This is a genomic window from Nocardiopsis oceani (genome assembly GCF_054777395.1).
Window position 1 is genome coordinate 1 of sequence record NZ_BAAHAR010000043.1, and the last position, 24,734, is coordinate 24,734.

Here is a 24,734-nt window from a genome sequence, read left to right on the forward strand (position 1 = left end):
GGTCCTTCATCACGTGGGTGATCTACGCGGCCTACCTCCATGCCCGTGCCACCGGGGGCTGGCGCGGTCCGAAGGCGACCTGGATCAACGTGATCGGCTTCCTCACCGTCATGTTCAACTTCTTCGCCGTGAACTACATGTTCAGCGGTCTGCACTCCTACGCCTAGGCAGGGCCTGGACCGGGGCGGTCGACCGGATCGGCCCCGCTCCCCGCGTTATCCGACCGCGCCGTCCTCCCTGGGCGGCGCGGTCGAGTCGCGTACGACCAGCCCGGTCTCCAAGGAGACGGTGCCCGGTGTGCCGCCGTCGGCCACGGCCTGCAGCAGGAGGTCCACCGCTCCGCGTCCGGCGGCCGCCACCGGCATGTCGACGGTGGTCAGGGCAGGGCTGGAGTAGCGGGCGACGTGGCTGTTGTCCACACCGACGACGCTGAGGTCGCTGGGGACGGACAAGCCCAGTTCGGCGCTGGCCTGGGCCAGGCCGAAGGCCACCAGGTCGTTGTGGGCCAACACGGCGGTCGCTCCGCTCGCCACCACCTCCGCAGCGGCGGCGCGGCCGCCCTCCTCGGTCGGCGGGTTGGGGCCGATCCGCTGGAGGAGGACACCGCGGTCGTCCGCGAGCCCTTCGGCCGCCCGCTCGATCTCCTTGCTGGTCCAGGCGGCCCGGGGGCCCGTCACCAGGGCGATCTCCCGGTGGCCCAGGTCGAGCAGGTGGTCCACGGCCCGACGTGCGCCGCAGCCGACGTCCATCAGGACACCGGAGACACCCGGGAGCCGCCGGTTGACGACGACCAGCGGAAGGTCGCGCGCGAGTTCGGTGATGGTGCGGTTGGTCAGCCGCGGTGCTACGAGGAGGGCGCCGTCCACCTGCTGGGCCATGGAGCGGACCAGCTCCTCCGCGACCCGGGCCTGCTCGTCGGTGTCGGCGATGAAGACGTGGTAGTCGCGCTCCCTGGCCTGGGCCTGGGCCGCCTTCACCAGGGGCGGGAAGAACGGGTTGGCGATGTCGGCGACGATCAGCCCCAGGTTGCCCGTCCGCCGTGTGGACAGTGCCCGCGCCGCCCGGTTCGGCCGGTAGCCGAGCTGGTCCGCCGCGGCCAGCACCCGGGCGCGGGTGTCCGGATTGACGAGGTGGGCCGCGGAGAAGGTCCGGGAAACGGTGGAGACGTGGACCCCGCTCACCCGCGCGACATCCCTGATGGTGACGGTCAAGGGGTCTCCGTTCCGCTGACGGTTGTGAGTGACACGAGAGTACGGCAACCGTTTGTTGCTTATTAGGGTGGGTTGAACTCTGCCTGTTTTCTTCCACTATCTGATCATTTGCGTGGTTTTCCGGCCCTTTTCCGAAGAAGTAATCGGAAGGAGGGTTGACGTGGATGCGGTTGCTCCGAGAGATTTTTGCAAACGTTTGCAGTTCCGTGCTCAACCCCCCGAAGGAGCAGACGCCATGCGAAGGTTCGTCCCGCCCAGGACCGTCCCGATCCTGGCCCTGGCGGCCGTGATGGTCGCCGCCACCGTGGCCCCCGCCGGAGCAGACCCCGACGTCGATCCGCGCGGTATCGCCCGGGAGACCCTGGCCGAAGGCGACGGCTGGGGCTCAGCGGGGGAGGGCACGACGGGCGGCTCCGAGGCCGAACCGGAGGACGTCCACGTGGTCTCCACCATGGAGGAGTTCCGCGAAGTGGTCGGTGACCAGGACGACGACACCCCGAAGATCGTCTACGTCGAGGGCCACATCGACGGCAACACGGCCCCGGACGGTACTGCTCTGACCTGTGATGACTATGCACAGGACGGCTACAACCTGGACGACTACCTCGCCACCTACGACCCCGAAGAGTGGGGCTGGGACGACGTCGAGGGTCCGTTGGAGGACGCCCGGCTCGCCTCCGCCGAGGTCCAGGCCGAACAGATCCAGGTCGAGGTCGGCTCCAACACCACCGTGGTGGGTATCGGTGACGAGCCCACCCTCAGCGGGGTGAACCTGCTGGTCCGGGACGTGGACAACGTCATCCTCCGCAACCTGCGCTTCTCCGACACGCACGACTGCTTCCCCGGCTGGGATCCCGGGGACGGTGACAGCGGCAACTGGAACTCCGAGTACGACCAGGTGGAGGTCTCCGGTTCCACCAACGTGTGGGTGGACCACAACACGTTCGACGACGGGGACAACCCCGGGACCGAGCTGCCCGAGTACTTCGGCCGCAAGTTCGAGGTGCACGACGGACTGCTCGACATCGTGCGCGCCGCCGACCTGGTGACGGTCTCCCGGAACCACTTCGACGGGCGCGACAAGGCGATGCTGCTGGGCAACGACGACAGTGCGACCGGTGACCGCGGGTACCTGCGGGTGACCTGGCGGCACAACCACTTCGACGGACTGGGGGAGCGGGCACCGCGCGTCCGCTACGGCCAGGTGCACGTGCACAACAACTACTACACGGTGGAGGACCCGGACCTCTACGGCTACAGCCTCGGTGTGGGGATCGAGTCGCACCTCTACGCGGAGAACAACATCTTCGACCTGCGCGACGGGATCGAGGCCGGCGAGCTCCTGTACAACTGGGGCGGCACGGACATCGTGGAGCAGGGGAACGTGCTGCTGGACGAGGGCCAGGGGCGCCTCGACGAGGTCGACCTCGTCGCCGAGCACAACGCCCGGTTCCCGGACAGCGAGCTCGGGACCGAGCTGACCTGGGTGCCGCAGCTGGTGAACGAGGTGGAGCCGGTGGAAGCGGTCCGCGGTCTGCCGCGGAGCGTGGGGGCCGGGCTGCTCCTGTAGGTCGCGGTGGCGCCCGGTTCCCCTGGGCCCGCTCCCCGCAGACCCCGGTTCCTGTGGGGCCCGCGGGCCTGGGAGAGTCCCAGGTGTTGCCCTGAAGAGCGGTGAGACGACGGTGGGGCCGTACCCGAACGAGTACGGCCCCACCGTGCGTGGTCTATATGAAGTCCCGAGGAAGCCCCAACCGGCCGTGCGCACTCAGCGGTACCGATGAGGCGCACTGCTCAGCTGTTCGGCCCGGCCGGATCACTCATCCGGGTCGATCCGCCGCTTGAGGTGGCGGAGGAACTCGGGATCGTCGTCCGGGCCCAGCGGGTGCGGGCTGTCCGAGGGCTGTGCGAAGTCCGACGGGTCAAGGTCGTCCGCGGACGCGGCCTGAGCCGGGGAGGGCGCGTTTCCCTGGACGGCCGAGGGTTGGCGCGGACGGCCGAGGAAGAGCCACAGGATCGAACCCACGGGCATGAACAGCGCGATGACGACCAGCCACAGGACCTTGGGCAGGTTCCGTATTTCCTGGGCAGGACTGGTCAACGCGTCGAAGAACGCGTACACCCATAGAACGATCGATACGAGCGTGATCAGGCCACCAAGCCACACCATGGTTCCAGCCTAACTCTTGCTGTCGACTCCCCACAGCCGAGGGCACCGGCCCAGGGGTGCGGGAGGCCGCGCGGATCGTCGGGTCCGGGGCCGTAGAAGACGTGCTGAACGGTCCGTCAGGTGGTGCTCTCGCTCGGTTCCCCGAGCAGGAGGGCACGTACCTCGGACTCCCGGAAACGGCGGTGCCCGCCGGGGGTCCGAATGCTGCTGATACGCCCGGAGGCGGCCCAGCGGGTGACGGTCTTGGGATCAACCCGGAAGAGTGAGGCCACTTCCCCGGGGGTCAACAGGCGTTCGCTTGCTCGTTCCACCTTCACATTCCCCCAATCGTGCCCGCCTGGAGTGAGGGGGCGGCGGGCGTTTGATCCCCTAGTGTGCACGAGTTGGTCCGTTTCCTCCCTAGTTTTCGGAGAAATTGCGGTGTTCGGGGGAGGAGTGGGAGATATGTGATCGGAACGTGATGTTCGGGCCCTGCTGTCGGGATTGGAAACATCCCATGACTATCTGAATCCGATGCCTTCCTCGCCCGGTCTGGCCTGCGCCGGGGCCCGGCCGCCCTGGTGCGCACCGGCCGGGGCACACCCTTAACCTGGAGGTAAGGACTGCCTGAAGCGGGACGCCACCCCTTCGGCCGCGGTCGCACGACTCGGCCGTCCGCGCGCGGATCATGCGTGGATGGGTGTGCTGACCAATCTAGTGCAGGTAATCGTCTGTTGTGAGGCTTTTTGATGCGTAGCTGGCTGACCTATACCGCCGCCCGCGTGCTGCTGTTCGCCGCCGCCTTCGGGGTCGTCTACCTCTTCGGTGCGCGCACGTGGCTCGCGCTCATTCTCGCGTGGGTGCTCAGCGGCCTCGCTTCCTATGTTCTGCTCTCGAAGTGGCGCGACCAGATGTCCCAGTCCGTCGTCGACTGGTCCAAGAAGCGTCAGGACAAGTCCGTGGGCGACCGTCTGGTCGGGGGCGCCGCGCGCGAGGACGAGATCCAGGACGAGCTCTTGCGGGCCCAGGAGGCGGGAACGGAGGCCGCCGAGGGGGACGGCTCGGAAGAGTCCGCGAAGGACGCCGAGAAGGGGACTGAGAAGGACTCAGCCAAGGCAGACGAGAAGGCGGCTCCCCAAGGGGCGGAGGAGCAGGCCGCGGAAGCGGTCGCGGAGGAGCCCAAGAGGTAGCGAACGGGGTGGCTCCTCGTTCGCGGAAACCACCCCGTACTGCCGCTCTTCGCTCTCTGTGCGAGACGGGCCCGAGGCCGACCTCGACGGCCTGCCCGAATGTCTGCTCGCGCGCCTATGAGACCGGGAACATCCCCAGGCGCGCCCGGTACTCGTCGGCGAGGCGCTCGGTGTCGCTCCCGACGTACAGGCCGTCCGACGTCGCGTGCAGGGCCTCCACGCCGTGCCCGCGGGCACGGCCGGGGTTCCACTCCAGCGCCCGCCCGGTCTCCGGGTCGACCGCCGCGATGCCCTCGCGCTCCACAGAACCCGGTCCGGGGTTGAGGGCGCCCTGCTCGTTGTCCATCCAGCGCTGGTGCCCGCCCACGTAGACCGCGGACGAGGTGACCTCGACCGAGTACAGGGAGTCCCCGCCGGTCATGTTGGTCCAGGTCGGTTCGGAGTCCGGGGTGTCGGTGTTCTCGAAGCGGGCCGTGGACTTGCACAGGCCCGGTTTCATCTGCGGACCGCCCGCGGTCACCACAGCGAAGTAGGAGCTGTCTGGCGCGAACGACATCTGCCGCATGTAGGTGTGCATCGGCGAGTAGTCGCAGGGCGCCTCGTAGGCGGAGGTCGACCACGGGGTGGGCCCGCCGTCCGCGGTGTCGATCATGGCGATCTGGTAGCGGTCCTCACCGTCGACCTTGGTGAAGGTCCCGTTGATCGCCAGACGCTGGCTGTCCGGGCTCAGCGCCAGTTCCTGGACGCGCAGAGTGCCGCGGCGCTGCTCGGAGATGGTCGGGGTGAAGTCGGCGTCGACCTCACCGGTGGCGGCGTCGATCCTGGCCAGCCCCGTACGTTCCTGGCCGTTCACGCCGGAGAAGTTCCCGCCGAGGTAGACGTCGGCCCCGTCCCCGGCGAGCCGGTAGACGTTCCCGCCGTCCACCGAAGCGTCGAACTCACCCGCGCTCCGGCCGCTGGTCGCGTCGATCCGGGCGAGCCCCTGGGTGGCCTCGCCGTTCACCCGTCCGAAGTGGCCGCCGAGGACCACCGAACCGTCGGGTCCTTCCGACAGCGACGTGACGACCCCGTCGACCGACGGGGTGAAATCCTGGAGGACCTCGCCGGTGCCGTGCTCGAAGGCGAACAGGTTCCGCCGCTCGTGCGTGTTGCTCTCGTCGGGGTCGGCCACGCGGTTGAACTCGCCTGCGACCAGGACGGTGTCGCCGAGGCGAAGGATGTCCTTGATCGCCCCGTCGAGCACGTGCGGGGTCCATTGGGCGGGCTGTTCGCCGACGACGCCGTCGTGGGGTGCCGCGGCGGCGGGTGGTGCGAGGGCCGCCATCGATATCAGAAGCAGAGAGCTCATCGTCAGGGCGACGGACGATCGGGCCGGTTTCACGTGACTCTCCTTGGGCGCGCGGTGTGAACAGGTGCGGAAAATACATTCTTGCACGGAGTTGTTGTTTGACTACTGCAAGTGATTAAAAGTTCGTCCTCCAGCTCTCGGTCCATCCTTGGGCCGCGCCGCTGTTCCGGCCCCCTTAGGCTGTTGCCATGACCCGCGCGAAGCTCGACAAGAAGCCTCAGGACGTCGCCGCGATGTTCGACGGCATCGCCGACAACTACGACCTCGTCAACGACGTCATCTCGCTCGGCCAGGACCGCGTCTGGCGGCGTGCCGTGGTCAACGCGGTCGACGCGCACAGCGGCGAACTGGTGCTCGACCTCGCGGCGGGTACCGGTACCTCTTCGGAGTCCTTCACCAAGAAGGGCGCGCGCGTGATCGCCTGCGACTTCTCGCTGGGCATGCTCCGCAACGGCGCCGAGCGGCGCGGTGGGGCCTCGCGTGCCGGTGTGACGTTCGTGGCCGGGGACGCGCTGTCCCTGCCCTTCGCCGACGAGACCTTCGACGCGGTCACGATCTCCTTCGGCCTGCGCAACGTCGCCGACGTGGACCAGGCGCTGCGGGAGCTGATGCGGGTGACCAAGGTCGGCGGCCGCCTCGTGATCTGCGAGTTCAGCCATATCCCGGTGGAGTTCGTCGACAGGCTCTACTCGACCTACCTGATGGCGGCCCTGCCGAAGATCGCGGGCGCCTTCTCCGGGCGCAGCGAGGCCTACGACTACCTGTCGGAGTCGATCATGGCCTGGCCGGACCAGGCGGAGCTGTCGAAGTACCTGCAGAGCGCGGGTTGGTCCCGGGTGGCGTGGCGCAACCTGACGCTGGGCACGGTGGCCCTCCACCGCGGGTATCGGGAAAAGTAAAAACCGACATACCGCCCACAGTGGGCAATACTTCGCCCAAAAGTAAAAACTCTCAAGCCCCGGGGAACGGACCGTTCCCCGGGGCTTTCTTGTTACTGGTGAGTCACTTGTGTTGTCCGGGCGATCATGAGCTGCATGTTTGTCGCTGAGTAGCCACATTGAGGCAAGTGTTGTGCCTTATGGGCGCTATATCCGATTTCCGGGAGAAGGGCCCCCGGGGGTCGCCTCTTGGCTCCGAAGGGTCTAGACTGCGGAAAAGTGGCTTGTGAAGTCCTTCACAAACACACGAGGCATAGCCCACTAGACTCAAGTTGGATATGTCGGAAGTCCCAAACCGCCCCATGACATCCCCCGTGAGCGGGTCGACCCCGCACTGACCCGCCACGGAAGCACCGCGCGAGTAGTCGAGGACACATCCGTGAGCGAGACAGCCACCTCCTCTCCCAGAGGCCGGGAACGGATCGAGTACGACGCCGACGTCATCGTCGTCGGCGCTGGCCCTTCTGGCTCAACCACCGCCTACTACCTGGCCCAGGCCGGGCTTGACGTCCTCCTCCTGGAGAAGACCTCCTTCCCCCGGGAGAAGGTCTGCGGCGACGGACTCACCCCCAGAGCGGTGAAACAGCTCACCGCCATGGGGATCACCTTCGAAGACGAGGGGTGGGTCAAGAACCACGGCCTGCGCATCGTCGGAGCCGGAGTCCGCCTGGAACTGCCCTGGCCCGACCTGGCCGCCTACCCCGGATTCGGTCTCGTGCGCACGCGCCTGGACTTCGACCAGATCGTGGTCGAGCGGGCCGTGGCCGCCGGGGCCAAGCTCCTGGAGCGCACGACCGTCACCGGGCCCCTCATGGACGAGCGCAGCAATCGCATCGTCGGGGTCCGTGCCAAGAACGCCGACCGCGAGCCCGTGACCTTCAGGGCGCCGCTGGTCGTGGCCGCCGACGGCAACTCCTCACGGCTCTCCGTCGCGATGGGCATCCGCAAACGCGACGACCGGCCCATGGGTGTCGCCGTGCGCACCTACTTCGAGAGCCCCCGGCACAAGGACGACTACCTGGAGTCCTGGCTGGAGCTGTGGGACCGCAGCGGCGACAAGGACGTGCTCCTGCCCGGGTACGGGTGGGTCTTCGGCGTGGGCGACGGCACCAGCAACGTCGGCCTCGGCATCCTCAACTCCACCGCCTCCTTCCAGGACGTCGACTACCGCAAGCTCCTGCGCCGGTGGACCGACTCCATGCCCGAGGAATGGGGTTTCACCGCGGAAAACCAGAAGGGCAGCATCCGCGGCGCAGCGCTGCCGATGGGCTTCAACCGGGTCCCGCACTACTCGCGCGGACTCATGCTGGTCGGCGACGCGGGCGGCATGGTCAACCCGTTCAACGGCGAGGGCATCGCCTACGCCATGGAGGCCGGGCAGATCGCGGCCGACGTGATCGTGCAGGCGCACGGCCGCACGACCCAGCAGACGCGTGAGCGCGCCCTGCTGCACTACCCGGATGTCCTGGCGGACACCTACGGCGGCTACTACACGCTCGGCCGCTACTTCGTGAAGGTCATCGGCCAGCCCGAGTTCATGAAGTACGCGACCAAGTACGGCCTGCGCCAGCGCACGCTCATGAAGTTCGCCCTGAAGATGCTCGCCAACCTCACGGAGCCGAGCAACGGCGACGCAATGGACCGGGTCATCAACGGGCTCCGCAAGATCACGCCCGCCGCTTAAGGGAAGAACGCGCGTGGTCGGACCGCCGACCCATTCCCGGTGCCTTTCCCGGGAGTCGGTCGGAGCGGTCCGGCTGCCATAACAAGAAACTCTCACGTGAAAACGTTCACAAGACTGCCGGTCGCGCGCTCCGACCAGCCAAACAGCGGAGGAGGGTGAGCCGTGGAGCTGTACACACCGATATTCGTGCTCGGTGGGATCGGCGCCGCGTTCGTCGTGGTGTCGATGGTCGTTGGCGCGATCATCGGCCCCAAGCGCTACAACCGGGCCAAGATGCAGGCCTACGAGTGCGGTATCGAACCCACTCCGCAGCCGGCTGGCGGCGGCCGTTTCACCGTCAAGTACTACATGACGGCGATGATGTTCATCGTCTTCGACATCGAGATCATCTTCCTCATCCCGTGGGCCGTGCACTTCGATGCCCTGGGCTGGTTCGGCGTGATCGCGATCATCCTCTTCCTGGTGAACGTCTCCATCGCCTACGCCTACGAGTGGCGCCGCGGAGGCCTCGAATGGGACTGAGCCTGATCCCCGCCCCCACCCCCTGCCCCAAGACCCAGCCGCCCAGCCCGGAGGAGGTCCGCAGCTGATGGGACTCGAAGAGAAACTGCCCGCCGGAGTCGCGCTCACCTCGGTCGAACAGGTCGTCGGCCTGGCCCGCAAGAGCTCGATGTGGCCCGCGACGTTCGGTCTGGCCTGCTGCGCCATCGAGATGATGTCCGTCGGCGGCCCGGACTACGACCTCGCCCGGTTCGGCATGGAGAAGTTCGGAGCGACCCCGCGCCAGGCCGACCTGATGGTGGTCGCCGGCCGGGTCAGCCAGAAGATGGCCCCGGTCCTGCGCCAGATCTACGACCAGATGCCCGAGCCCAAGTGGGTGATCGCGATGGGTGTCTGCGCCTCCAGCGGCGGCATGTTCAACAACTACGCGATCGTCCAGGGCGTGGACCACATCGTCCCCGTCGACATGTACCTGCCGGGCTGTCCGCCGCGGCCGGAGATGTTCCTGGACGCCGTGCTCAAGCTCCACGACAAGGTGCAGAACACCAAGCTCGGCGCCCACCGGGAGCAGGAGATCACCGAGACCGAGGAGCGGATGCTCCGCCGTTCGCTGCCCGTGGTGACCAAGGACTGACATGAGTAACGAGTACGAGCGCGATCGCGACGACGCCGCGGAGAACCTTCCCGACCAGCGGGGACGCGAGCGCTTGGCCGCACCGGTCAAGCGCACCGGCATGTTCGGGGCGAACACCACAGGCGACACCTCCGGGTTCGGCGGTCTGCAGGTGCGGGGGAGCGCTCCCGTCCACAGCCAGCGCCCCTTCACCGACCCCGAGGACCCGCGCACCGCGGACTTCGACCGGGTCGCGGACGACCTGGAAGCGGCACTCACCGAGATCGACAAGGAGGCCGACGTGGAGCGGGTGGAGGTCGCCTACGGCGAACTCACCTTCCACGTGCGCCGCGAAGGGCTCCTGGACCTGGTCCGCGTCCTGCGCGACGACCCGGCGCTGCGCTACGAGCTCTGCACGGGAGTGGTCGGGGTGCACTTCCCCGAGGACGCCGGACGCGAGCTGCACGCCGTCTACCACTTCCGTTCGATCACCCACAACAGCGAGATCCGCGTCCAGACCACCTGTCCCGACGCCGATCCGCACATCCCCTCGATCGTGTCGGTCTACCCGACCAACGACTGGCACGAGCGCGAGGCCTGGGACTTCTTCGGGATGGTCTTCGACGGCCACCCGGCGCTGACCCGTATCCAGATGCCCGACGACTGGCACGGCCACCCCCAGCGCAAGGACTACCCGCTGGGCGGCATCCCGGTCGAGTACCGGGGCGCCACGGTGCCCCCGCCGGACGAACGGCGGTCCTACCAGTGAGCCGCCAGACCAGGACCACGACACCGTTCATCCAGAAGGGAGGCACGGCATGACCGTCACCGAGGACTACATCGACGCCTCCGGTGGGGATTGGGACGACGTCATCGCGAAGGCCCAGGGCACCAGCGCCGAACGCCTCGTCGTCAACATGGGGCCCCAGCACCCGTCCACGCACGGGGTGCTCCGGCTGATCCTCACGCTGGACGGCGAGACGTGCACCGAGGCCCGTGTCGGTATCGGCTACCTGCACACCGGTATCGAGAAGAACCTCGAGTACCGGACCTGGACGCAGGGCACCACGTTCGTGACCCGCATGGACTACCTGACGCCCCTCTTCAACGAGACGGCGTACTGCCTCGCGACCGAGAAGCTGCTCGGTATCACCGACCGGGTCCCCGAACGCGCCAACGTCATCCGGGTGATGCTCATGGAGCTCAACCGGATGGCCTCGCACTTCGTGGCCATGGCGACGTTCGGCATGGAGCTGGGCGCCACCACGATCATGACCAGCGGCTTCCGTGAGCGCGAGATGATCCTGGACATCTTCGAGCTCGTCACGGGCCTGCGGATGAACCACGCCTACATCCGGCCCGGCGGCGTGGCGCAGGACCTGCCGCCCGGCACGGTCGGCAAGGTCCGGGAGCTTCTCAAGGAGATGCCGAATCGCATCAAGAGCATGCGCAAGCTCCTGGACGAGAACCCCGTATACCTGGCCCGGACCAGGGACGTGGCCTACCTCAACCTGCCCGGCTGCATGGCGCTCGGCGTGACCGGCCCGCTGGTACGCGCTTCCGGCCTGGCCTGGGACCTGCGCAAGGCCAAGCCGTACTGCGGATACGAGGACTACGAGTTCGACGTCCCGGTCTCCGACGGCGGCGACGTGTACGCCCGCTACCGGGTGCGCATGGCCGAGATGGAGGAGAGCCTCAAGATCGTCGAGCAGTGCCTCGACAAGCTCGAGCCCGGCCCCGTAATGATCGAGGACGCCAAGATCGGGTGGCCCGCCAAACTGGCGCTCGGACCGGACGGCCTGGGCAACTCCCCGGACCACATCGCGCACATCATGAGCGGCTCGATGGAGGCGCTCATCCACCACTTCAAGCTGGTCACCGAGGGCTTCCGGGTCCCCGCGGGCCAGGTCTACACGGCCGTGGAGAGCGCGAAGGGCGAGCTGGGATGCTACGCCGCCAGTGACGGGGGCACCCGCCCCTACCGCGTCCACTTCCGCGACCCCTCCTTCACCCACCTCCAGGCCGTCGCCGCCATGTGCGAGGGCGGGACGGTGGCGGACGTGATCGCGGCCGTGGCCAGTATCGACCCGGTGATGGGAGGCGTGGACAGGTGAGCGAGCACACCGTTCCAGAGAACAAGGACACCGAGGACACCGGTGCGGGCCACGAGGTCTTCACCGACGCCGTCGTGGCGCGCCTGGAACAGGACGCCAAGGAGATCATCGCCCGTTATCCGAAACAGCGGTCGGCGCTGCTCCCGCTCCTCCACCTGGTGCAGGCGGAGGAGGGGCACGTCAGCAAGGCGGGGATGGAGTTCTGCGCCAACCAGCTGGACATCACCCTCGCCGAGGTCAACGCGGTCGCCACGTTCTACACCATGTACCGCCGCCGTCCGGGCGGGGACTACCAGGTGGGGGTGTGCACGAACACCCTGTGCGCGGTGATGGGCGGAGACGAGATCTTCTCCGCCCTCAAGGAGCACCTGGACGTCGCCAACGCGGAGACCACCGGGGACGGCAAGGTCACGCTGGAGCACGTGGAGTGCAACGCGGCCTGCGACTTCGCCCCGGTCGTGATGGTCAACTGGGAGTTCTTCGACAACCAGACCCCCGCCACCGCCAAACAGCTGGTGGACGACCTGCGCCTGGGCAAGGACGTCGCGCCCACGCGCGGACCCGACAGCCTCTGCACCTGGAAGCAGGCCTCGCGCGTGCTGGCCGGGTTCGACGACGGCCGCGCGGGCGAGGGCGTCCAGGCTGCGGCCCCGTCCCTGGTCGGACTCAAGCTGGCCCAGGAGCGCGGCTGGGAAGCGCCTGACCCGAACAACCTCCCTCGGCCCGCGGCCGACGACCAGGACGAGGAGGGCTCGAAGTGACCACCCTGACCCCGATCCTGTCCCAGAACTGGGACCGCCCCGACTCCTTCACGCTCGACGGCTACCGGGCGACCGGGGGCTACGAGGCCCTGCGCAAGGCCGTCACGATGGACCCCGACGCCATCGTGGACCTGGTCAAGCAGTCCGGCCTGCGCGGCCGCGGCGGCGCGGGTTTCCCCACCGGGATGAAGTGGGGCTTCCTGCCCGCAGACAATCCCCATCCGCGCTACCTCGTGGTCAACGCGGACGAGTCCGAGCCGGGAACCTGCAAGGACATCCCGCTCATGCTCGCCAACCCGCACGTGCTGCTGGAAGGCGTGGCGATCGCCTCCTACGCGATCAAGTCCAGCCAGGCCTTCATCTACGTGCGCGGCGAGGTCGTCCACGTCATCCGCCGCCTGCGCCAAGCGGTCGCCGAGGCCTACGAGGACGGGCTCCTCGGCAAGGACATCCTCGGCACCGGCTTCGACCTCGACGTGGTCGTCCACGCCGGGGCCGGCGCCTACATCTGCGGTGAGGAGACCGCCCTCCTGGACTCCCTGGAGGGCTACCGAGGACAGCCCCGCCTCAAGCCGCCGTTCCCCGCCGTGGCCGGGCTCTACGCCTCGCCCACCGTGGTGAACAACGTCGAGTCCATCGCCAGCGTCCCCGGCATCGTCGCCAACGGCGCCGAGTGGTTCACGGCCATGGGCACCGAGAAGTCCGCCGGGTTCGGCTTCTTCTCCCTGTCCGGACACGTCGCCAACCCCGGCCAGTACGAGGCGCCGCTCGGGATCACGCTGCGCGAACTCCTCGACATGGCTGGCGGTATGCGCCCCGGGCACCAGCTCAAGTTCTGGACCCCCGGGGGATCGTCCACGCCGATCTTCACCGACGCACACCTGGACACCCCGCTCGACTTCGAGTCGGTGGGCGCTGCCGGGTCCATGCTCGGCACCCGCGCGCTCCAGCTCTTCGACGAGACCACCTGCGTGGTCCGCGCCGTCGGCCGCTGGATCGCCTTCTACGCGCACGAGTCCTGCGGCAAGTGCACACCCTGCCGCGAGGGCAACTTCTGGATGGTCCAGGTCCTGGACCGGCTGGAGCGCGGCGAGGGCACCGAGGCCGACATCGACAAGCTCCTGCAGATCTGCGACAACCTGCTCGGCCGCTCGTTCTGCGCCCTGGGCGACGGTGCCGCGAGCCCGGTCATGTCGTCGATCCAGTACTTCCGTCAGGAGTACGTCGACCACTACGAGAAGGGCGGCTGCCCCTTCGACCACTCCAGGTCCACCCTCTGGGCGGACAAGCCGACCACTACGGAAGGGGGAGGGAACCAGTGACCGTCACCTCCAACTCCTCCGGCGGGTCCTCCCCGGCCCCGCCCCCGGAGGACCTGATCACCGTCACCATCGACGGCTTCCAGATCCGGGTGCCGAAGGGAACGCTGCTGATCCGGGCCGCCGAACTGCTCGGCATCCAGATCCCCCGGTTCTGCGACCACCCGCTCCTCGACCCGGTCGGCGCCTGCCGCCAGTGCTTGGTGGAGATCCCCGACATGGGCAACGGGCGCGGGATGCCCAAGCCCCAGGCCTCCTGCACCATCACCGTGATGGAGGGGATGGTGGTCAACACCCACCTCACCTCCGAGGTGGCGGAGAAGGCCCAGCGCGGGATCATGGAGTTCCTGCTCATCAACCACCCGCTGGACTGCCCGGTCTGCGACAAGGGCGGCGAGTGCCCCTTGCAGAACCAGGCCATGTCCACGGGGCAGGGCGAGACGGAGTTCCTCGACGTCAAGCGGACCTTCCCCAAGCCGATCGCGCTCTCCAGCCAGGTGCTGCTCGACCGCGAGCGCTGCATCCAGTGCGCGCGCTGCACGCGGTTCGCGGCGCAGATCGCGGGTGACCCGCTCATCGAGCTGATGGAGCGCGGCGCCGAGGAGCAGGTCGGTATCGCCGAAGGCGAGCCGTTCAACTCCTACTTCTCCGGCAACACGGTGCAGATCTGCCCGGTGGGTGCGCTCACCGGATCCGCGTACCGGTTCCGGTCGCGCCCCTTCGACCTGGTCTCCACCCCGAGCGTGTGCGAACACTGCGCGGCCGGCTGCGCCCAGCGCACCGACCACCGGCGGGGCAAAGTCACCCGCCGCCTGGCCGGGGACGACCCGCAGGTGAACGAGGAGTGGAACTGCGACAAGGGCCGGTGGGCGTTCACCTACGCCACCCAGTCCGACCGCCTCTCCCGTCCCCTGGTCCGAGACGAGGACTCCCGGGCCCTGGAGTTCGCTTCTTGGCCCGAGGCGGTCGGTATGGCCGCCGAAGGGCTCAGCGCGGCCCGCGGCAACGTGGGTGTCCTGGTGGGCGGCCGACTCACCTACGAGGACGCCTACGCCTACGCCAAGTTCGCCCGCGTGGCGCTGGCCACCAACGACGTGGACGCCCGAGCCCGGCAGCACTCCGCCGAAGAGGCCGACTTCCTGGGCGCCCGGGTCGCCGGAACCCCGGTGGACACGGACTACACAGCACTGGAGAAGGCGCCCGCGGTCATGCTCGCCGGGTTCGAGCCCGAGGACGAGTCGCCCCTGGTGTTCCTGCGCCTGCGAAAGGGCACGCGCAAGCGCGACCTGAAGGTGTACTCGGTCGCCTCGCACGCCAGCCTCGGCCTCACCAAGACCAAGGGCACCCTGGTCCAGGCCGTCCCCGGCGACGAGGCCCGCGTCCTCAACGCCCTGGACGTGGACAACCCCGAGGTCGTCGAGGCACTGGGGGAGGAGGGGGCGGTCATCCTCGCGGGTGAACGGCTTGCCACCGTCCCCGGAGCCCTGACCGCCGCGTCGGCACTTGCCGAGCGGACCGGAGCCAAACTGGCCTGGGTCCCCCGCCGGGCGGGTGAGCGGGGCGCGATCGACGCAGGTGCGCTGCCGGGCCTGCTTCCCGGGGGCCGACCGGTCGCCGACGCCTCGGCCCGCGCGGAGGTCGCCCGGGCCTGGAACGTGGGCTCCCTGCCGGAGACCCCCGGACGCGACACCGACGCGATCATCGCCGCGGCCGCCTCCGGCGAACTCGACGCGCTGGTCATCGCCGGGGTCGAGCTCGACGACCTGCCCGACCCTGAGGCCGCCCGCGCGGCCCTGGCCAAGGTGCCGTTCATCGTCAGCCTCGAACTGCGCGCCAGCGACGTCACCGACCGCGCCGACGTGGTGTTCCCGGTAGCCGCCGTGGCCGAGAAGTCCGGCACGTTCCTCGACTGGGAGGGCCGCCACCGGCCGTTCGGCGACGCGCTCAAGGTGCCCGGGGCCCTGTCGGACCTGCGGGTCCTGTCCGCCGTCGCCGACGCGATGGACGTCCACTTGGGCCTGCCCGACTCCGACACCGCCTACGCCGAGCTGGCCGAGCTGGGGCCCTGGTCCGGGGAACGGGCCGCCGGTCCCGCGGTCCGGCCGACCGCGGTCCCCGAACCCGCCGCTGGACAGGCTGTGCTGTCCACCTGGCGGCAGCTGCTGGGAACCGGCCGGATGGAGGACGGCGAGCCGTACCTCGCCGGTACCGCCCGCCAGCCGCGCGCCTACCTGTCCAAGGCCACGGCCGACGAGGTCGGCGTGCCCGATGGCGGATCGCTCCGCGTCACCGGTGACCTCGGTTCGGTGACCGTCCCGGTGGTCGTCACCGAGATCGCCGACCGGGTCGTCTGGCTCCCGGCCAACGCCCACGGCTGCGACATCCGCCTTGACCTGGGCGGTACCGCCGGCCAGACGGTCGCCCTGGCCGCGCCCACCACCAACGGGAGGCAGCAGTGACCCCCGCCGCTCTCGACCCGAGCGTGCTCCACCTGGCCTCGGAGCGCACCCTGGACGCCTTCGGGAACGATCCCTGGTGGATCATCACGATCAAGGCCGTGGGGATCTTCGTCTTCCTCATGATCTGCGTGCTCATGATGATCATGGCCGACCGCAAGGTCATGGGGCGGATGCAGCAGCGCCACGGTCCGAACCGGATGGGGCCCTTCGGCCTCCTCCAGTCCCTGTTCGACGGCATCAAGCTCTCCCTCAAGGAGGACCTGATCCCGCGCGGGGTGGACCGGTTCGTCTACATCGCGGCACCCATGATCGCCGCCATCCCCGCGTTCATCGCCTTCGCCGTCATCCCGATCGGCGGCGAGGTGAACATGTTCGGGGTGACCACCCAGCTGCAGCTCACCGACCTGCCCATCGCCGCGCTGCTGGTCCTGGCCACCGCGGCACTCGGCGTCTACGGCTTCGTGCTCGGCGGCTGGGCCTCACAGTCCCCGTACGCTCTGCTCGGCGGCCTGCGCGCCTCCGCGCAGGTGATCAGCTACGAGATCGCCATGGGCCTGTCCTTCGTCGCGGTCTTCATCATGGCGGGGACGCTGACGATGTCCGGCATCGTCGAGGCCCAGGCGAACCTCTGGTTCGCGGTCCTGCTCCTGCCCTCCTTCCTCATCTACATCGTCACGATGATCGGCGAGACCAACCGGCTCCCGTTCGACCTCGCGGAGGGCGAGGGGGAGATCGTCGGCGGCTTCATGACCGAGTACGGCTCCATGAAGTTCACGATGTTCTTCCTCGCGGAGTACGTGAACATGTGCACCGTCGCCGCGGTGTCCGTGACGCTCTTCCTCGGCGGCTGGTACGCACCGCCCGGCGTCACCGCGATCTTCCCCGGCGCCAACGAGGGCTGGTGGACGGCCCTGTGGTGGCTGCTCAAGTTCATCGCGGTGATGTTCCTGTTCATCTGGGCCCGGGGCAGCCTCCCGCGCGTCCGGTACGACCAGCTGATGAAGCTCGGCTGGAAGGTCCTCATCCCGATCCAGCTCGTGTGGATCACCGGCGTCGCCGTCGTCCGCATGCTCGTCATCGACGGCGCCTCGCCGGTGGTCATCGCCGCGGTCGTCGCGGGCTTCACCGTCGCCACCGTCGCCGCGATCGCCGTCTGGGTCCGCTTCGTGCGCCGCGAGCGCGCGGAGGAGGCCCGTCAGCGCGCCGACAACGCGCGCCGTGCCCACAAGGAACCCTCCTTCGGCGGGTTCCCGGTGCCCCCGAGCACCGCACCGCACTACGGCACCAGCGTGCCCGCGGAACCGTCGCGGACGGCCCCGGCCGCCACCGCCGAACGCAACCAGAAGAAGGGGGAGGTTACCGGTGCTTGATTGGCTCAACCCCGTCAAGGGTTTCGGTGTCACCTTCCACACGATGTTCAAGAAGGTGCCGACCGTCGAATACCCGGAGGTCAAGCGCCCCACGGCGCCGCGCTTCCACGGACGGCACCAGCTGAACCGGTGGGCCGACGGCCTGGAGAAGTGCATCGGGTGCGAACTGTGCGCCTGGGCCTGCCCGGCCGACGCCATCTACGTGGAGGCCGGTGACAACACCGAGGACGACCGGTACTCGCCCGGCGAACGGTACGGGCGCGTCTACCAGATCAACTACCTGCGCTGCATCCTGTGCGGCCTGTGTGTGGAGGCCTGCCCGACACGGGCCCTCACCATGACCAACGAGTACGAGATCTCCGACGACAGCAGGCAGAGCCTGATCTGGACGAAGGAGCAACTGCTCGCCCCGCTCAGGGAGGGCATGGAGGAGCCGCCCCACCCGATGCGGCTCGGTGAGACCGAGCAGGACTACTACGCCACCGGGCGAGGTCAGCACGGGACGCAGGACCGGCCGGGGAGCACGGAGGCAACCAGTTGAACCCGCTGACCCCCGACTCCCCCATGCTCTACCTCGCTGACGCCGACGCCGGAACCCCCATCGGTTCGGGCGAGACCGCGGTCTTCTGGGTCCTGGGCACGATCATCGTGTTCGGCGCCCTGGGCGTGGTCTTCTCCCGCAAGGCCGTCCACTCGGCCATGTCGATGGCGCTGGCCATGGTCGGCCTGGCGATCTTCTACGGCATCAACGAGGCGCCGTTCCTGATGGTCGTCCAGATCGTCGTCTACACCGGCGCCGTGCTCATGCTGTTCCTGTTCGTGCTGATGCTCGTCGGCGTCAGCTCCGCGGACTCCCTGGTGGAGACCCTGCGCGGACAGCGGCTCATGACCGCGATCGTCGCGATCTGCTTCATCGGCGCCCTGGCCACTGGGATCACCCGTATCGCCGTGGGCGACCCGGTCGGGATGGAGGCCGGGGCCGCCCAGGCCGGCGGCACCATCCCCTGGATCGGAGCCGAGCTGATCCTGCGCTACGTGGTGGCCTTCGAGGCCACGGCCGCGCTACTCGTCACCTCGGTGCTGGGCGCCATGGTCCTCGCGCACACAGCCCGCATCGGCAAGCGCCGCACCCAGCGGGTGATGTCCGAGGAGCGGATCCGCGGTGACCACCCGACGCCGATGCCCGGACCCGGGACCTACGCCCGGCACAACGCGATCGACATGCCCGCGCTGCTGCCCGACGGCACGGTCTCCCAGCTGTCCCTCAACCCGGTCCTCACCGCCCGCGACCCCGAGTACCAGTCGGAGGTCCCGAGCGAAGTCCAGGCCGGCCGGACCGCGCTCCCCGGCGGGGCTTCCGACTCGGCCAGCTCCAAGGAGGGCGTGCCGATCGCCGAAGAGGCCGGCGCCGACGACGGTGACCGGGACGGCGGTGCCGACGGCGGCGACCGCGAGGAGAACGGCAACGACAAGGGACAGGAGGGCGGTTCCTAGTGGACCCGATGAACTACATCGTCCTCGCGGCGCTTCTGTTCACCATCGGCGCGGTCGGCGTGCTCGTCCGACGCAACGCGATCATCGTCTTCATGTGCGTGGAGCTCATGCTCAACGCCTGCAACCTGGCGTTCGTCGCGTTCGCCCGGATGCACGGGGACATCGAGGGGCAGGTCGTCGCCTTCTTCGTGATGGTCGTGGCCGCCGCCGAGGTGGTCGTCGGCCTCGCGATCATCATGCAGATCTTCCGAACCCGCAGGTCGGCGTCGCTCGATGACGCGAACCTGCTCAAGCACTAGAAGGCGACGTGGCAGTGACACAACATCACGCATACCTCGCCGCCGAACCCGTGGTGGCGACCGCGGCCGACAGCGCCGTGCTGTCGAACGCCTGGCTACTGATCGCCCTGCCACTCGTGGGCGCGGCGATCCTGTTGCTGGGCGGGCGGCGCACCGACGGGTGGGGGCCCTTCCTGGCCACCGCCCTGCCGATCGGCTCCTTCGTCTGGGCCCTGCTGGCCCTGTTCGAACTCCTCGGCCGGGGCGCGGCGGACCGCAGCGTCTCCGTCCCCGTCTACGAGTGGTTCGCGGCCGGTGACTTCTCCGCCCAGGTCAACCTCCTGGTGGACCCGCTCTCGATCAGCTTCGTCCTGCTGATCACCTTCGTCGGCTCGCTCATCCACATCTACTCGCTCGGCTACATGTCCGACGACCCCGAGCGCCGACGGTTCTTCGCCTACCTCAACCTGTTCGTCGCGGCCATGCTCGTGCTGGTCCTCGCGGACAACTTCGTCCTGCTGTTCCTCGGCTGGGAGGGTGTGGGCCTGGCCTCCTACCTGCTCATCGGGTTCTGGCAGTACAAGCCCGCGGCCGCCACCGCGGCGAAGAAGGCGTTCCTGATCAACCGCGTGGGCGACATCGGCCTGCTCGTGGCGATCATGATCATGTTCACCGTGCTCGGCGCGGTGACCTTCAGCGACGTCTTCGCCGCGGTTCCCGGCGCCAGCGACGGCATCCTCCTCGCGATCGGGCTCCTCCTGCTCCTGGGCGCCTGCGGCAAGTCCGCGCAGCTCCCGCTCCAGGCGTGGCTGCTCGACGCGATGGAGGGCCCCACCCCGGTGTCGGCGCTCATCCACGCCGCCACCATGGTCACCGCCGGTGTGTACCTGATCGTGCGCGCCGGTCCGATCTTCGAGGGCGCCCCCGTCGCCCAGACCGTCGTGATGGCGGTCGGTGCCGCCACCATGCTGGCCGGCGGGATCATCGCCTCGGCCAAGGACGACATCAAGAAGTCCCTGGCCGGATCCACGATGAGCCAGATCGGCATGATGGTGATGGCTGCCGGGCTCGGCCCGATCGGCTACGTCGCCGCCATCGCGCACCTGATCACGCACGGCTTCTTCAAGGCCGGACTGTTCCTCGGAGCCGGTTCGGTCATGCACGGCATGAACAACGACGTCGACATGCGCAAGTACGGCGGGCTTGCGTCGAAGATGCCGATCACCTTCGCCACCTTCGGCCTCGGCTACCTGGCCATCATCGGTGTCCCGTTCCTGTCCGGCTGGTGGACCAAGGAGAGCATCATCTCCGCCACCTTCGGCCTCGGCGGCACGGAAGGGATGGTCTTCGGTATCGCCGTCATCGTCGGGGCCGCGCTCACCGCCTTCTACATGTCGCGGATGGTCTTCATGACCTTCCTCGGCAAGAAGCGCTGGGACGAGGATGCGCACCCGCACGAATCCCCCGTGAGCATGACCGCGCCCATGGTGGTGCTGTCCATCGGCTCACTGGCCCTCGGTGCCTTCCTCGTGTTCGGCGACCGCTTCGCGGGCTTCCTCGCCCCGGCCGTCGGCGCCGAGCCGCACAGCTTCGACGTGGCGCACGCCTTCACCGCCCCCTACGGCATCGCCGCCCTGGCGGTACTGGTCCTCGGGGTGGCGCTCGCGTGGTTCATGTACCTGCGCCGACCCGTGGCCCGCACCGCCCCCAAGGGCAACCTCGTCACCAACGCGGCCCGCAACGAGCTGTACGGCAACGAGATCAACGAGGGCCTGTTCATGCGGCCCGGCCAGGTGGCCACCAAGGCCATGGTCGTGATCGAGGACAAGGTCATCGACGGCGCGGTCAACGGGATCGGTACCGGGGTCAGCGACTCCTCCACCGGGCTCGGCAGGACACAGACCGGGTTCGCCCGCACCTACGCGCTCACCATGCTCCTCGGCGCCGTCATCGTCGCCGCGACGCTGGTTGTGAGGTTCTAGACAATGATCCCCTGGCTCACTCTCGCGATCGCGCTTCCCGCGATCGGCGCGGCCGTCCTCTGGGCACTGCCGCGCGTCCAATCCGCGTCGGCAGGCGCCCCAGCGGCCGCGTCCACCGGCACGGCCCAGGCGGGTTCGGGCACCGGCACCGATGCGGGTACCGGTACCGCCACCAAGGTCCGCCCCGCCACCGGCGGCGGACACGACCCCGCCCTGACCACCAAGCGCCTGGCGCTGGGCTTCTCGGTCGCGACCCTGCTCTTGGTCGTGGCCATGGCCCTGAACTTCGACACCGCCGGGGCGGGCGGCCTCCAGTTCGAGGAGGTGCACCCGTGGATCCCCTACTTCGGCATCCACTACGCGGTCGGGGTCGACGGCATCGCCCTGGTGCTGATTCTGATGTCCGCGGTCCTGGTGCCGCTGGTCATCCTGGCCGCCTGGAACGAGCACGCGGACCGGGCGGACGGCGGGCGCGGCTACTTCGCCCTCATCCTCGTCCTCGAGGCGATGATGATCGGTGTCTTCGCCGCCACCGACGTCTTCCTGTTCTACGTGTTCTTCGAGGTCATGCTGATCCCGGTCTACTTCATGATCGGGCGGTACGGACGCGGTGCCGACCGCGCCAAGGCCGCGATGAAGTTCCTGCTGTACAGCCTCGCCGGCGGCCTCATCATGCTGGTCGCGGTGATCGGCGTGTACGTCATCGGCGGTACGTTCCTGTGGACCGAGCTGACCGACCCGGGCGGCGCCCTCGCGGCGATCGACCCGGCCACGGCGCGCTGGCTCTTCCTCGGGTTCTTCATCGCCTTCGCCATCAAGGCGCCGATGTGGCCGGTGCACACCTGGCTGCCCACCTCGGCCGAGTCCTCGAGCCCCGGCACAGCGGTGCTGCTGGTCGGTGTCCTGGACAAGGTCGGCACCTACGGCATGCTCCGGTACTGCCTGGAGCTGTTCCCGGCCGCCGTGTCCTGGTTCGTGTGGCCCGTGGTGGCGCTGAGCCTGGTGAGCATCGTGTACGGGGCGGTCCTCGCGATCGGCCAGAGCGACATGATGCGCCTGATCGCCTACACCTCCGTGTCCCACTTCGGGTTCATCACGCTGGGCATCTTCGCCCTGACGGAGCAGGCCCAGGCCGGCGCGGCGCTCTACATGGTCAACCACGGCTTCGCCACCGGCGCCCTCTTCCTGGTGGTGGGCTTCCTGATCGCCCGCCGGGGGAGCGCGCGGATCGAGGACTACGGGGGCGTGCAGAAGGTCGCACCCAGACTCGCCGGGGTCTTCCTGATCGCAGGGCTCGCCGGTCTGGCACTGCCGGGCCTGGCACCCTTCGTCAGCGAGTTCCTGGTGTTCGTCGGCGTGTACGCCTTCAACCCGGTCCCGGCGATCATCGCGGCGTCCGGTGTGGTCCTCGCGGCGCTCTACATCCTGTGGATGTACCAGCGCACGATGACCGGCCCCACCCCGGAGAAACTCTCCAAGGTGTCGGACCTGTCCGGGCGCGAGATGTGGGCGGTCGGCCCGCTGGTCGCCCTGATCATCGCGTTCGGCGTCTACCCGCAGCCCCTGCTCAACGTGATCAACCCCGCCGTCGAACGCACCGTGGAGGCCGAGGCCGACACTGAGGTGGCGGTCGCGGAGGGCGACGAGGAAGGAGATGAGGAGTGATCCCCCTCAACCTCGCGGACGGGGCACCCGAGCTCCACGGCATCACCACCGAGGCACCGAGCCTGGACTGGTGGCTGCTGGCCCCCTTCCTCCTGCTGCTCGGCGCCGGTGTGCTGGCCGTGCTGTTCGAGGCCTTCCTGCCCAAGCGCAGCCTCCGCCCCGTGCAGGTCACCCTCGCGGCGGTCTCCCTGCTGGTCACCTTCGTCCTGCTGGTCCTCCAGGTGGAGGCCGTGGGTGACGGCGTGACGGTCGCCAACGGCGTGCTGGCGGTGGACCGCACGGTGCTCTTCTTCCAGGGCACCATCACCGTGCTGGCCCTGATCAGCCTCATGCTGATCGCCGAACGGCGGGACGGCCTGGACGCCTTCTCGGCACAGGCGGCCACGGTCCCGGGCAGCGAGGAGGAGCGCAGGCACATCCTCGCGGGTTCCCAGCACACCGAGGTCTACCCGCTGGTGCTGTTCGCGGTGCTGGGCATGCTCATGTTCCCGGCCTCGAACGACTTCCTCATCATGTTCATCGCCCTCGAGGTGATGAGCCTGCCGCTGTACCTGCTGTGCGGGCTGGCCCGCCGCCGTCGCCTCTTCTCGCAGGAGGCCGCGGTCAAGTACTTCCTGCTGGGCGCGTTCTCCTCGGCGTTCTTCCTGTTCGGTATCGCCATGGTGTACGGATACGCCGGATCGGTGAACTTCGGGGTGATCCGCCAGGCCGTCGAGGCGGGCGGCGCCGAGATCTTCCAGGACGGCAACGGCGAGCCGCTGCTGCTCATGGGTATCGGCCTGGTCGCCATCGGCCTGCTGTTCAAGGTGGGCTCCGTGCCCTTCCACAGCTGGAAGCCGGACGTCTACCAGGGGGCGCCGACCCCGATCACCGCGCTGATGGCCTCCTGCACCCTGGTGGCCGCGTTCGGTGCGCTGCTGCGGGTGTTCTTCGTGCCGTTCGGCACCTCGGTCGCGATCTGGGAGCCGATGCTGTGGACGGTGGCCATCCTGACGATGGTCGTCGCCGCGGTCGTGGCCGTCACCCAGCGGGACGTCAAGCGGCTGCTGGCCTACTCGTCGGTGGTGCACGCCGGGTTCATCCTCACCGCCGTGGTGGCGGGCAGCGTCGAGGGGCTCGCGGGCGCCATGTTCTACCTGGCCGCCTACGGTTTCACGACGCTGGGCGCGTTCGCCGTCGTCACCCTGGTCCGTACCAGGGACGGCGGTCAGGAACTGGGCGACATCGACCGGTGGGCGGGCCTGGGGCGCCGTTCCCCCGGTCTGGCGCTGGCCCTGTCGCTGTTCCTGCTGGCGTTCGCGGGCATCCCGCTCACGAGCGGGTTCATCGGCAAGTTCGCGGTGTTCGAGGCCGCCGTCGCGGCCGGTGCCACCCCGTTGGTCGTCATCGGTGTCCTCAGCAGCGCCGTCACCGCGTACTTCTACGTCCGGATCATCGTTGTGATGTTCTTCCGGGATTCTGAGGACGACGGTCCCACGGTCGCTCGGGCAGGCGTTCTCACCGGCGGTGTGATCACCGTGGGTGTGGCGGCGACGCTCGGGCTCGGGATCTTTCCGGGCCCCGTTCTGGACCACCTTCTGCCGTCCTCTGAGACCGGTCAGGAGCCCGCTGCGGTGATGGTTGACCAGGTCATGGCGGACCGAGGCGAGCCGTGACCATCG

The 24,734-nt window shown here is 68.7% G+C and carries 23 protein-coding genes; 19 read left to right on the forward strand and 4 right to left on the reverse strand.

The window, feature by feature from the left end; all coding sequences use genetic code 11:
• On the forward strand, nucleotides 1-167 hold a 167-nt coding region (ccsA, locus tag ACYVDG_RS24045), incomplete at its 5' end, for a cytochrome c biogenesis protein CcsA (protein ID WP_460758052.1).
• Between the two features lie 48 nt (nucleotides 168-215).
• Here the strand turns inward: ccsA and ACYVDG_RS24050 are convergent.
• Nucleotides 216-1,211, reverse strand: coding sequence for a LacI family DNA-binding transcriptional regulator (locus ACYVDG_RS24050; protein WP_460757856.1), 996 nt, complete (start codon nucleotides 1,209-1,211; stop codon nucleotides 216-218).
• A gap of 235 nt (nucleotides 1,212-1,446) precedes the next feature.
• Here ACYVDG_RS24050 and ACYVDG_RS24055 point away from each other — a divergent pair, with 235 nt between their 5' ends.
• Nucleotides 1,447-2,781 carry a pectate lyase family protein gene (locus ACYVDG_RS24055; RefSeq protein WP_460757857.1) on the forward strand — a complete coding sequence of 445 codons (1,335 nt, stop codon included), beginning with the start codon at nucleotides 1,447-1,449 and terminating at the stop codon, nucleotides 2,779-2,781.
• A gap of 243 nt (nucleotides 2,782-3,024) precedes the next feature.
• On the opposite strand, the gene ACYVDG_RS24060 is transcribed toward ACYVDG_RS24055, so the two are convergent.
• Entirely contained in the window at nucleotides 3,025-3,378 is a 354-nt protein-coding gene (locus tag ACYVDG_RS24060; protein WP_460757858.1) for a PLD nuclease N-terminal domain-containing protein, read from the reverse strand.
• A 116-nt stretch (nucleotides 3,379-3,494) separates the two neighbouring features.
• The gene (locus tag ACYVDG_RS24065; protein WP_026116196.1) at nucleotides 3,495-3,695 is read right to left on the reverse strand and encodes a BldC family transcriptional regulator; all 201 of its coding nucleotides are present in this window, start codon (nucleotides 3,693-3,695) and stop codon (nucleotides 3,495-3,497) included.
• Nucleotides 3,696-4,106: 411 nt separating this feature from the next.
• Here ACYVDG_RS24065 and ACYVDG_RS24070 point away from each other — a divergent pair, with 411 nt between their 5' ends.
• Nucleotides 4,107-4,547 (forward strand): DUF4229 domain-containing protein, encoded by a 441-nt coding sequence (locus ACYVDG_RS24070; protein WP_460757859.1) that lies wholly within the window; start codon nucleotides 4,107-4,109, stop codon nucleotides 4,545-4,547.
• A 115-nt stretch (nucleotides 4,548-4,662) separates the two neighbouring features.
• Here ACYVDG_RS24070 and ACYVDG_RS24075 read toward each other — a convergent pair whose 3' ends face one another.
• On the reverse strand, nucleotides 4,663-5,928 hold the full coding sequence (locus ACYVDG_RS24075) for a hypothetical protein (protein WP_460757860.1): 1,266 nt from the start codon (nucleotides 5,926-5,928) through the stop codon (nucleotides 4,663-4,665).
• Nucleotides 5,929-6,083: 155 nt separating this feature from the next.
• Between ACYVDG_RS24075 and ACYVDG_RS24080 the strand changes: the two genes are divergently transcribed.
• The 16 genes from ACYVDG_RS24080 to nuoN all read left to right on the forward strand — a co-directional run bounded on the left by ACYVDG_RS24080 (nucleotide 6,084) and on the right by nuoN (nucleotide 24,728).
• Nucleotides 6,084-6,794 (forward strand): demethylmenaquinone methyltransferase, encoded by a 711-nt coding sequence (locus ACYVDG_RS24080; protein ID WP_460757861.1) that lies wholly within the window; start codon nucleotides 6,084-6,086, stop codon nucleotides 6,792-6,794.
• A 418-nt stretch (nucleotides 6,795-7,212) separates the two neighbouring features.
• Nucleotides 7,213-8,517: a geranylgeranyl reductase family protein gene (locus tag ACYVDG_RS24085; RefSeq protein WP_460757863.1), complete on the forward strand. Its 1,305-nt coding sequence runs from the start codon at nucleotides 7,213-7,215 to the stop codon at nucleotides 8,515-8,517.
• Between the two features lie 162 nt (nucleotides 8,518-8,679).
• Entirely contained in the window at nucleotides 8,680-9,039 is a 360-nt protein-coding gene (locus tag ACYVDG_RS24090; protein ID WP_460757866.1) for an NADH-quinone oxidoreductase subunit A, read from the forward strand.
• 67 nt (nucleotides 9,040-9,106) lie between these two features.
• On the forward strand, nucleotides 9,107-9,652 hold the full coding sequence (locus ACYVDG_RS24095) for a NuoB/complex I 20 kDa subunit family protein (protein WP_460757868.1): 546 nt from the start codon (nucleotides 9,107-9,109) through the stop codon (nucleotides 9,650-9,652).
• A 1-nt stretch (nucleotide 9,653) separates the two neighbouring features.
• Nucleotides 9,654-10,400: an NADH-quinone oxidoreductase subunit C gene (locus ACYVDG_RS24100; RefSeq protein WP_460757872.1), complete on the forward strand. Its 747-nt coding sequence runs from the start codon at nucleotides 9,654-9,656 to the stop codon at nucleotides 10,398-10,400.
• A gap of 49 nt (nucleotides 10,401-10,449) precedes the next feature.
• Entirely contained in the window at nucleotides 10,450-11,745 is a 1,296-nt protein-coding gene (locus ACYVDG_RS24105) for an NADH-quinone oxidoreductase subunit D (protein ID WP_460757875.1), read from the forward strand.
• A complete protein-coding gene (gene nuoE / locus ACYVDG_RS24110; protein ID WP_460757877.1) occupies nucleotides 11,742-12,506 on the forward strand; it encodes an NADH-quinone oxidoreductase subunit NuoE in 765 nt (254 codons plus the stop codon). The genes ACYVDG_RS24105 and nuoE overlap by 4 nt, the downstream gene beginning before the upstream one ends.
• On the forward strand, nucleotides 12,503-13,828 hold the full coding sequence (gene nuoF, locus ACYVDG_RS24115; RefSeq protein WP_460757880.1) for an NADH-quinone oxidoreductase subunit NuoF: 1,326 nt from the start codon (nucleotides 12,503-12,505) through the stop codon (nucleotides 13,826-13,828). The genes nuoE and nuoF overlap by 4 nt, the downstream gene beginning before the upstream one ends.
• Nucleotides 13,825-16,284 carry an NADH-quinone oxidoreductase subunit G gene (locus ACYVDG_RS24120; RefSeq protein ID WP_460757882.1) on the forward strand — a complete coding sequence of 820 codons (2,460 nt, stop codon included), beginning with the start codon at nucleotides 13,825-13,827 and terminating at the stop codon, nucleotides 16,282-16,284. The genes nuoF and ACYVDG_RS24120 overlap by 4 nt, the downstream gene beginning before the upstream one ends.
• Nucleotides 16,281-17,654, forward strand: a complete 1,374-nt coding sequence (gene nuoH, locus ACYVDG_RS24125) for an NADH-quinone oxidoreductase subunit NuoH (protein WP_460757884.1) — start codon at nucleotides 16,281-16,283, stop codon at nucleotides 17,652-17,654. The genes ACYVDG_RS24120 and nuoH overlap by 4 nt, the downstream gene beginning before the upstream one ends.
• Complete coding sequence (gene nuoI, locus ACYVDG_RS24130) at nucleotides 17,647-18,195, forward strand: NADH-quinone oxidoreductase subunit NuoI (RefSeq protein WP_460757887.1); 549 nt, start codon at nucleotides 17,647-17,649, stop codon at nucleotides 18,193-18,195. The genes nuoH and nuoI overlap by 8 nt, the downstream gene beginning before the upstream one ends.
• Nucleotides 18,192-19,148: an NADH-quinone oxidoreductase subunit J gene (locus ACYVDG_RS24135; protein ID WP_460757891.1), complete on the forward strand. Its 957-nt coding sequence runs from the start codon at nucleotides 18,192-18,194 to the stop codon at nucleotides 19,146-19,148. Before nuoI ends, ACYVDG_RS24135 begins: the two co-directional genes overlap by 4 nt.
• On the forward strand, nucleotides 19,148-19,447 hold the full coding sequence (gene nuoK / locus ACYVDG_RS24140) for an NADH-quinone oxidoreductase subunit NuoK (RefSeq protein ID WP_017543069.1): 300 nt from the start codon (nucleotides 19,148-19,150) through the stop codon (nucleotides 19,445-19,447). The genes ACYVDG_RS24135 and nuoK overlap by 1 nt, the downstream gene beginning before the upstream one ends.
• Before the next feature lie 14 nt (nucleotides 19,448-19,461).
• A complete protein-coding gene (gene nuoL / locus ACYVDG_RS24145) occupies nucleotides 19,462-21,408 on the forward strand; it encodes an NADH-quinone oxidoreductase subunit L (protein WP_460758055.1) in 1,947 nt (648 codons plus the stop codon).
• A 3-nt stretch (nucleotides 21,409-21,411) separates the two neighbouring features.
• Nucleotides 21,412-23,073, forward strand: coding sequence for an NADH-quinone oxidoreductase subunit M (locus ACYVDG_RS24150; protein WP_460757896.1), 1,662 nt, complete (start codon nucleotides 21,412-21,414; stop codon nucleotides 23,071-23,073).
• Nucleotides 23,070-24,728 (forward strand): NADH-quinone oxidoreductase subunit NuoN, encoded by a 1,659-nt coding sequence (gene nuoN / locus ACYVDG_RS24155; protein WP_460757901.1) that lies wholly within the window; start codon nucleotides 23,070-23,072, stop codon nucleotides 24,726-24,728. Before ACYVDG_RS24150 ends, nuoN begins: the two co-directional genes overlap by 4 nt.
• Nucleotides 24,729-24,734: the final 6 nt, after the last annotated feature.

Excerpts from the sequence above, each read along its gene's own strand:
- ACYVDG_RS24095 (WP_460757868.1), top strand. The coding sequence starts at position 9,107 with ATGGGACTCGAAGAGAAACTGCCCGCCGGAGTCGCGCTCACCTCGGTC.
- ACYVDG_RS24105 (WP_460757875.1), top strand. The coding sequence starts at position 10,450 with ATGACCGTCACCGAGGACTACATCGACGCCTCCGGTGGGGATTGGGAC.
- ACYVDG_RS24150 (WP_460757896.1), top strand. The coding sequence starts at position 21,412 with ATGATCCCCTGGCTCACTCTCGCGATCGCGCTTCCCGCGATCGGCGCG.
- ACYVDG_RS24100 (WP_460757872.1), top strand. The coding sequence starts at position 9,654 with ATGAGTAACGAGTACGAGCGCGATCGCGACGACGCCGCGGAGAACCTT.
- ACYVDG_RS24070 (WP_460757859.1), top strand. The coding sequence starts at position 4,107 with ATGCGTAGCTGGCTGACCTATACCGCCGCCCGCGTGCTGCTGTTCGCC.
- ACYVDG_RS24055 (WP_460757857.1), top strand. The coding sequence starts at position 1,447 with ATGCGAAGGTTCGTCCCGCCCAGGACCGTCCCGATCCTGGCCCTGGCG.
- ACYVDG_RS24080 (WP_460757861.1), top strand. The coding sequence starts at position 6,084 with ATGACCCGCGCGAAGCTCGACAAGAAGCCTCAGGACGTCGCCGCGATG.
- ACYVDG_RS24060 (WP_460757858.1), bottom strand. The coding sequence starts at position 3,378 with ATGGTGTGGCTTGGTGGCCTGATCACGCTCGTATCGATCGTTCTATGG.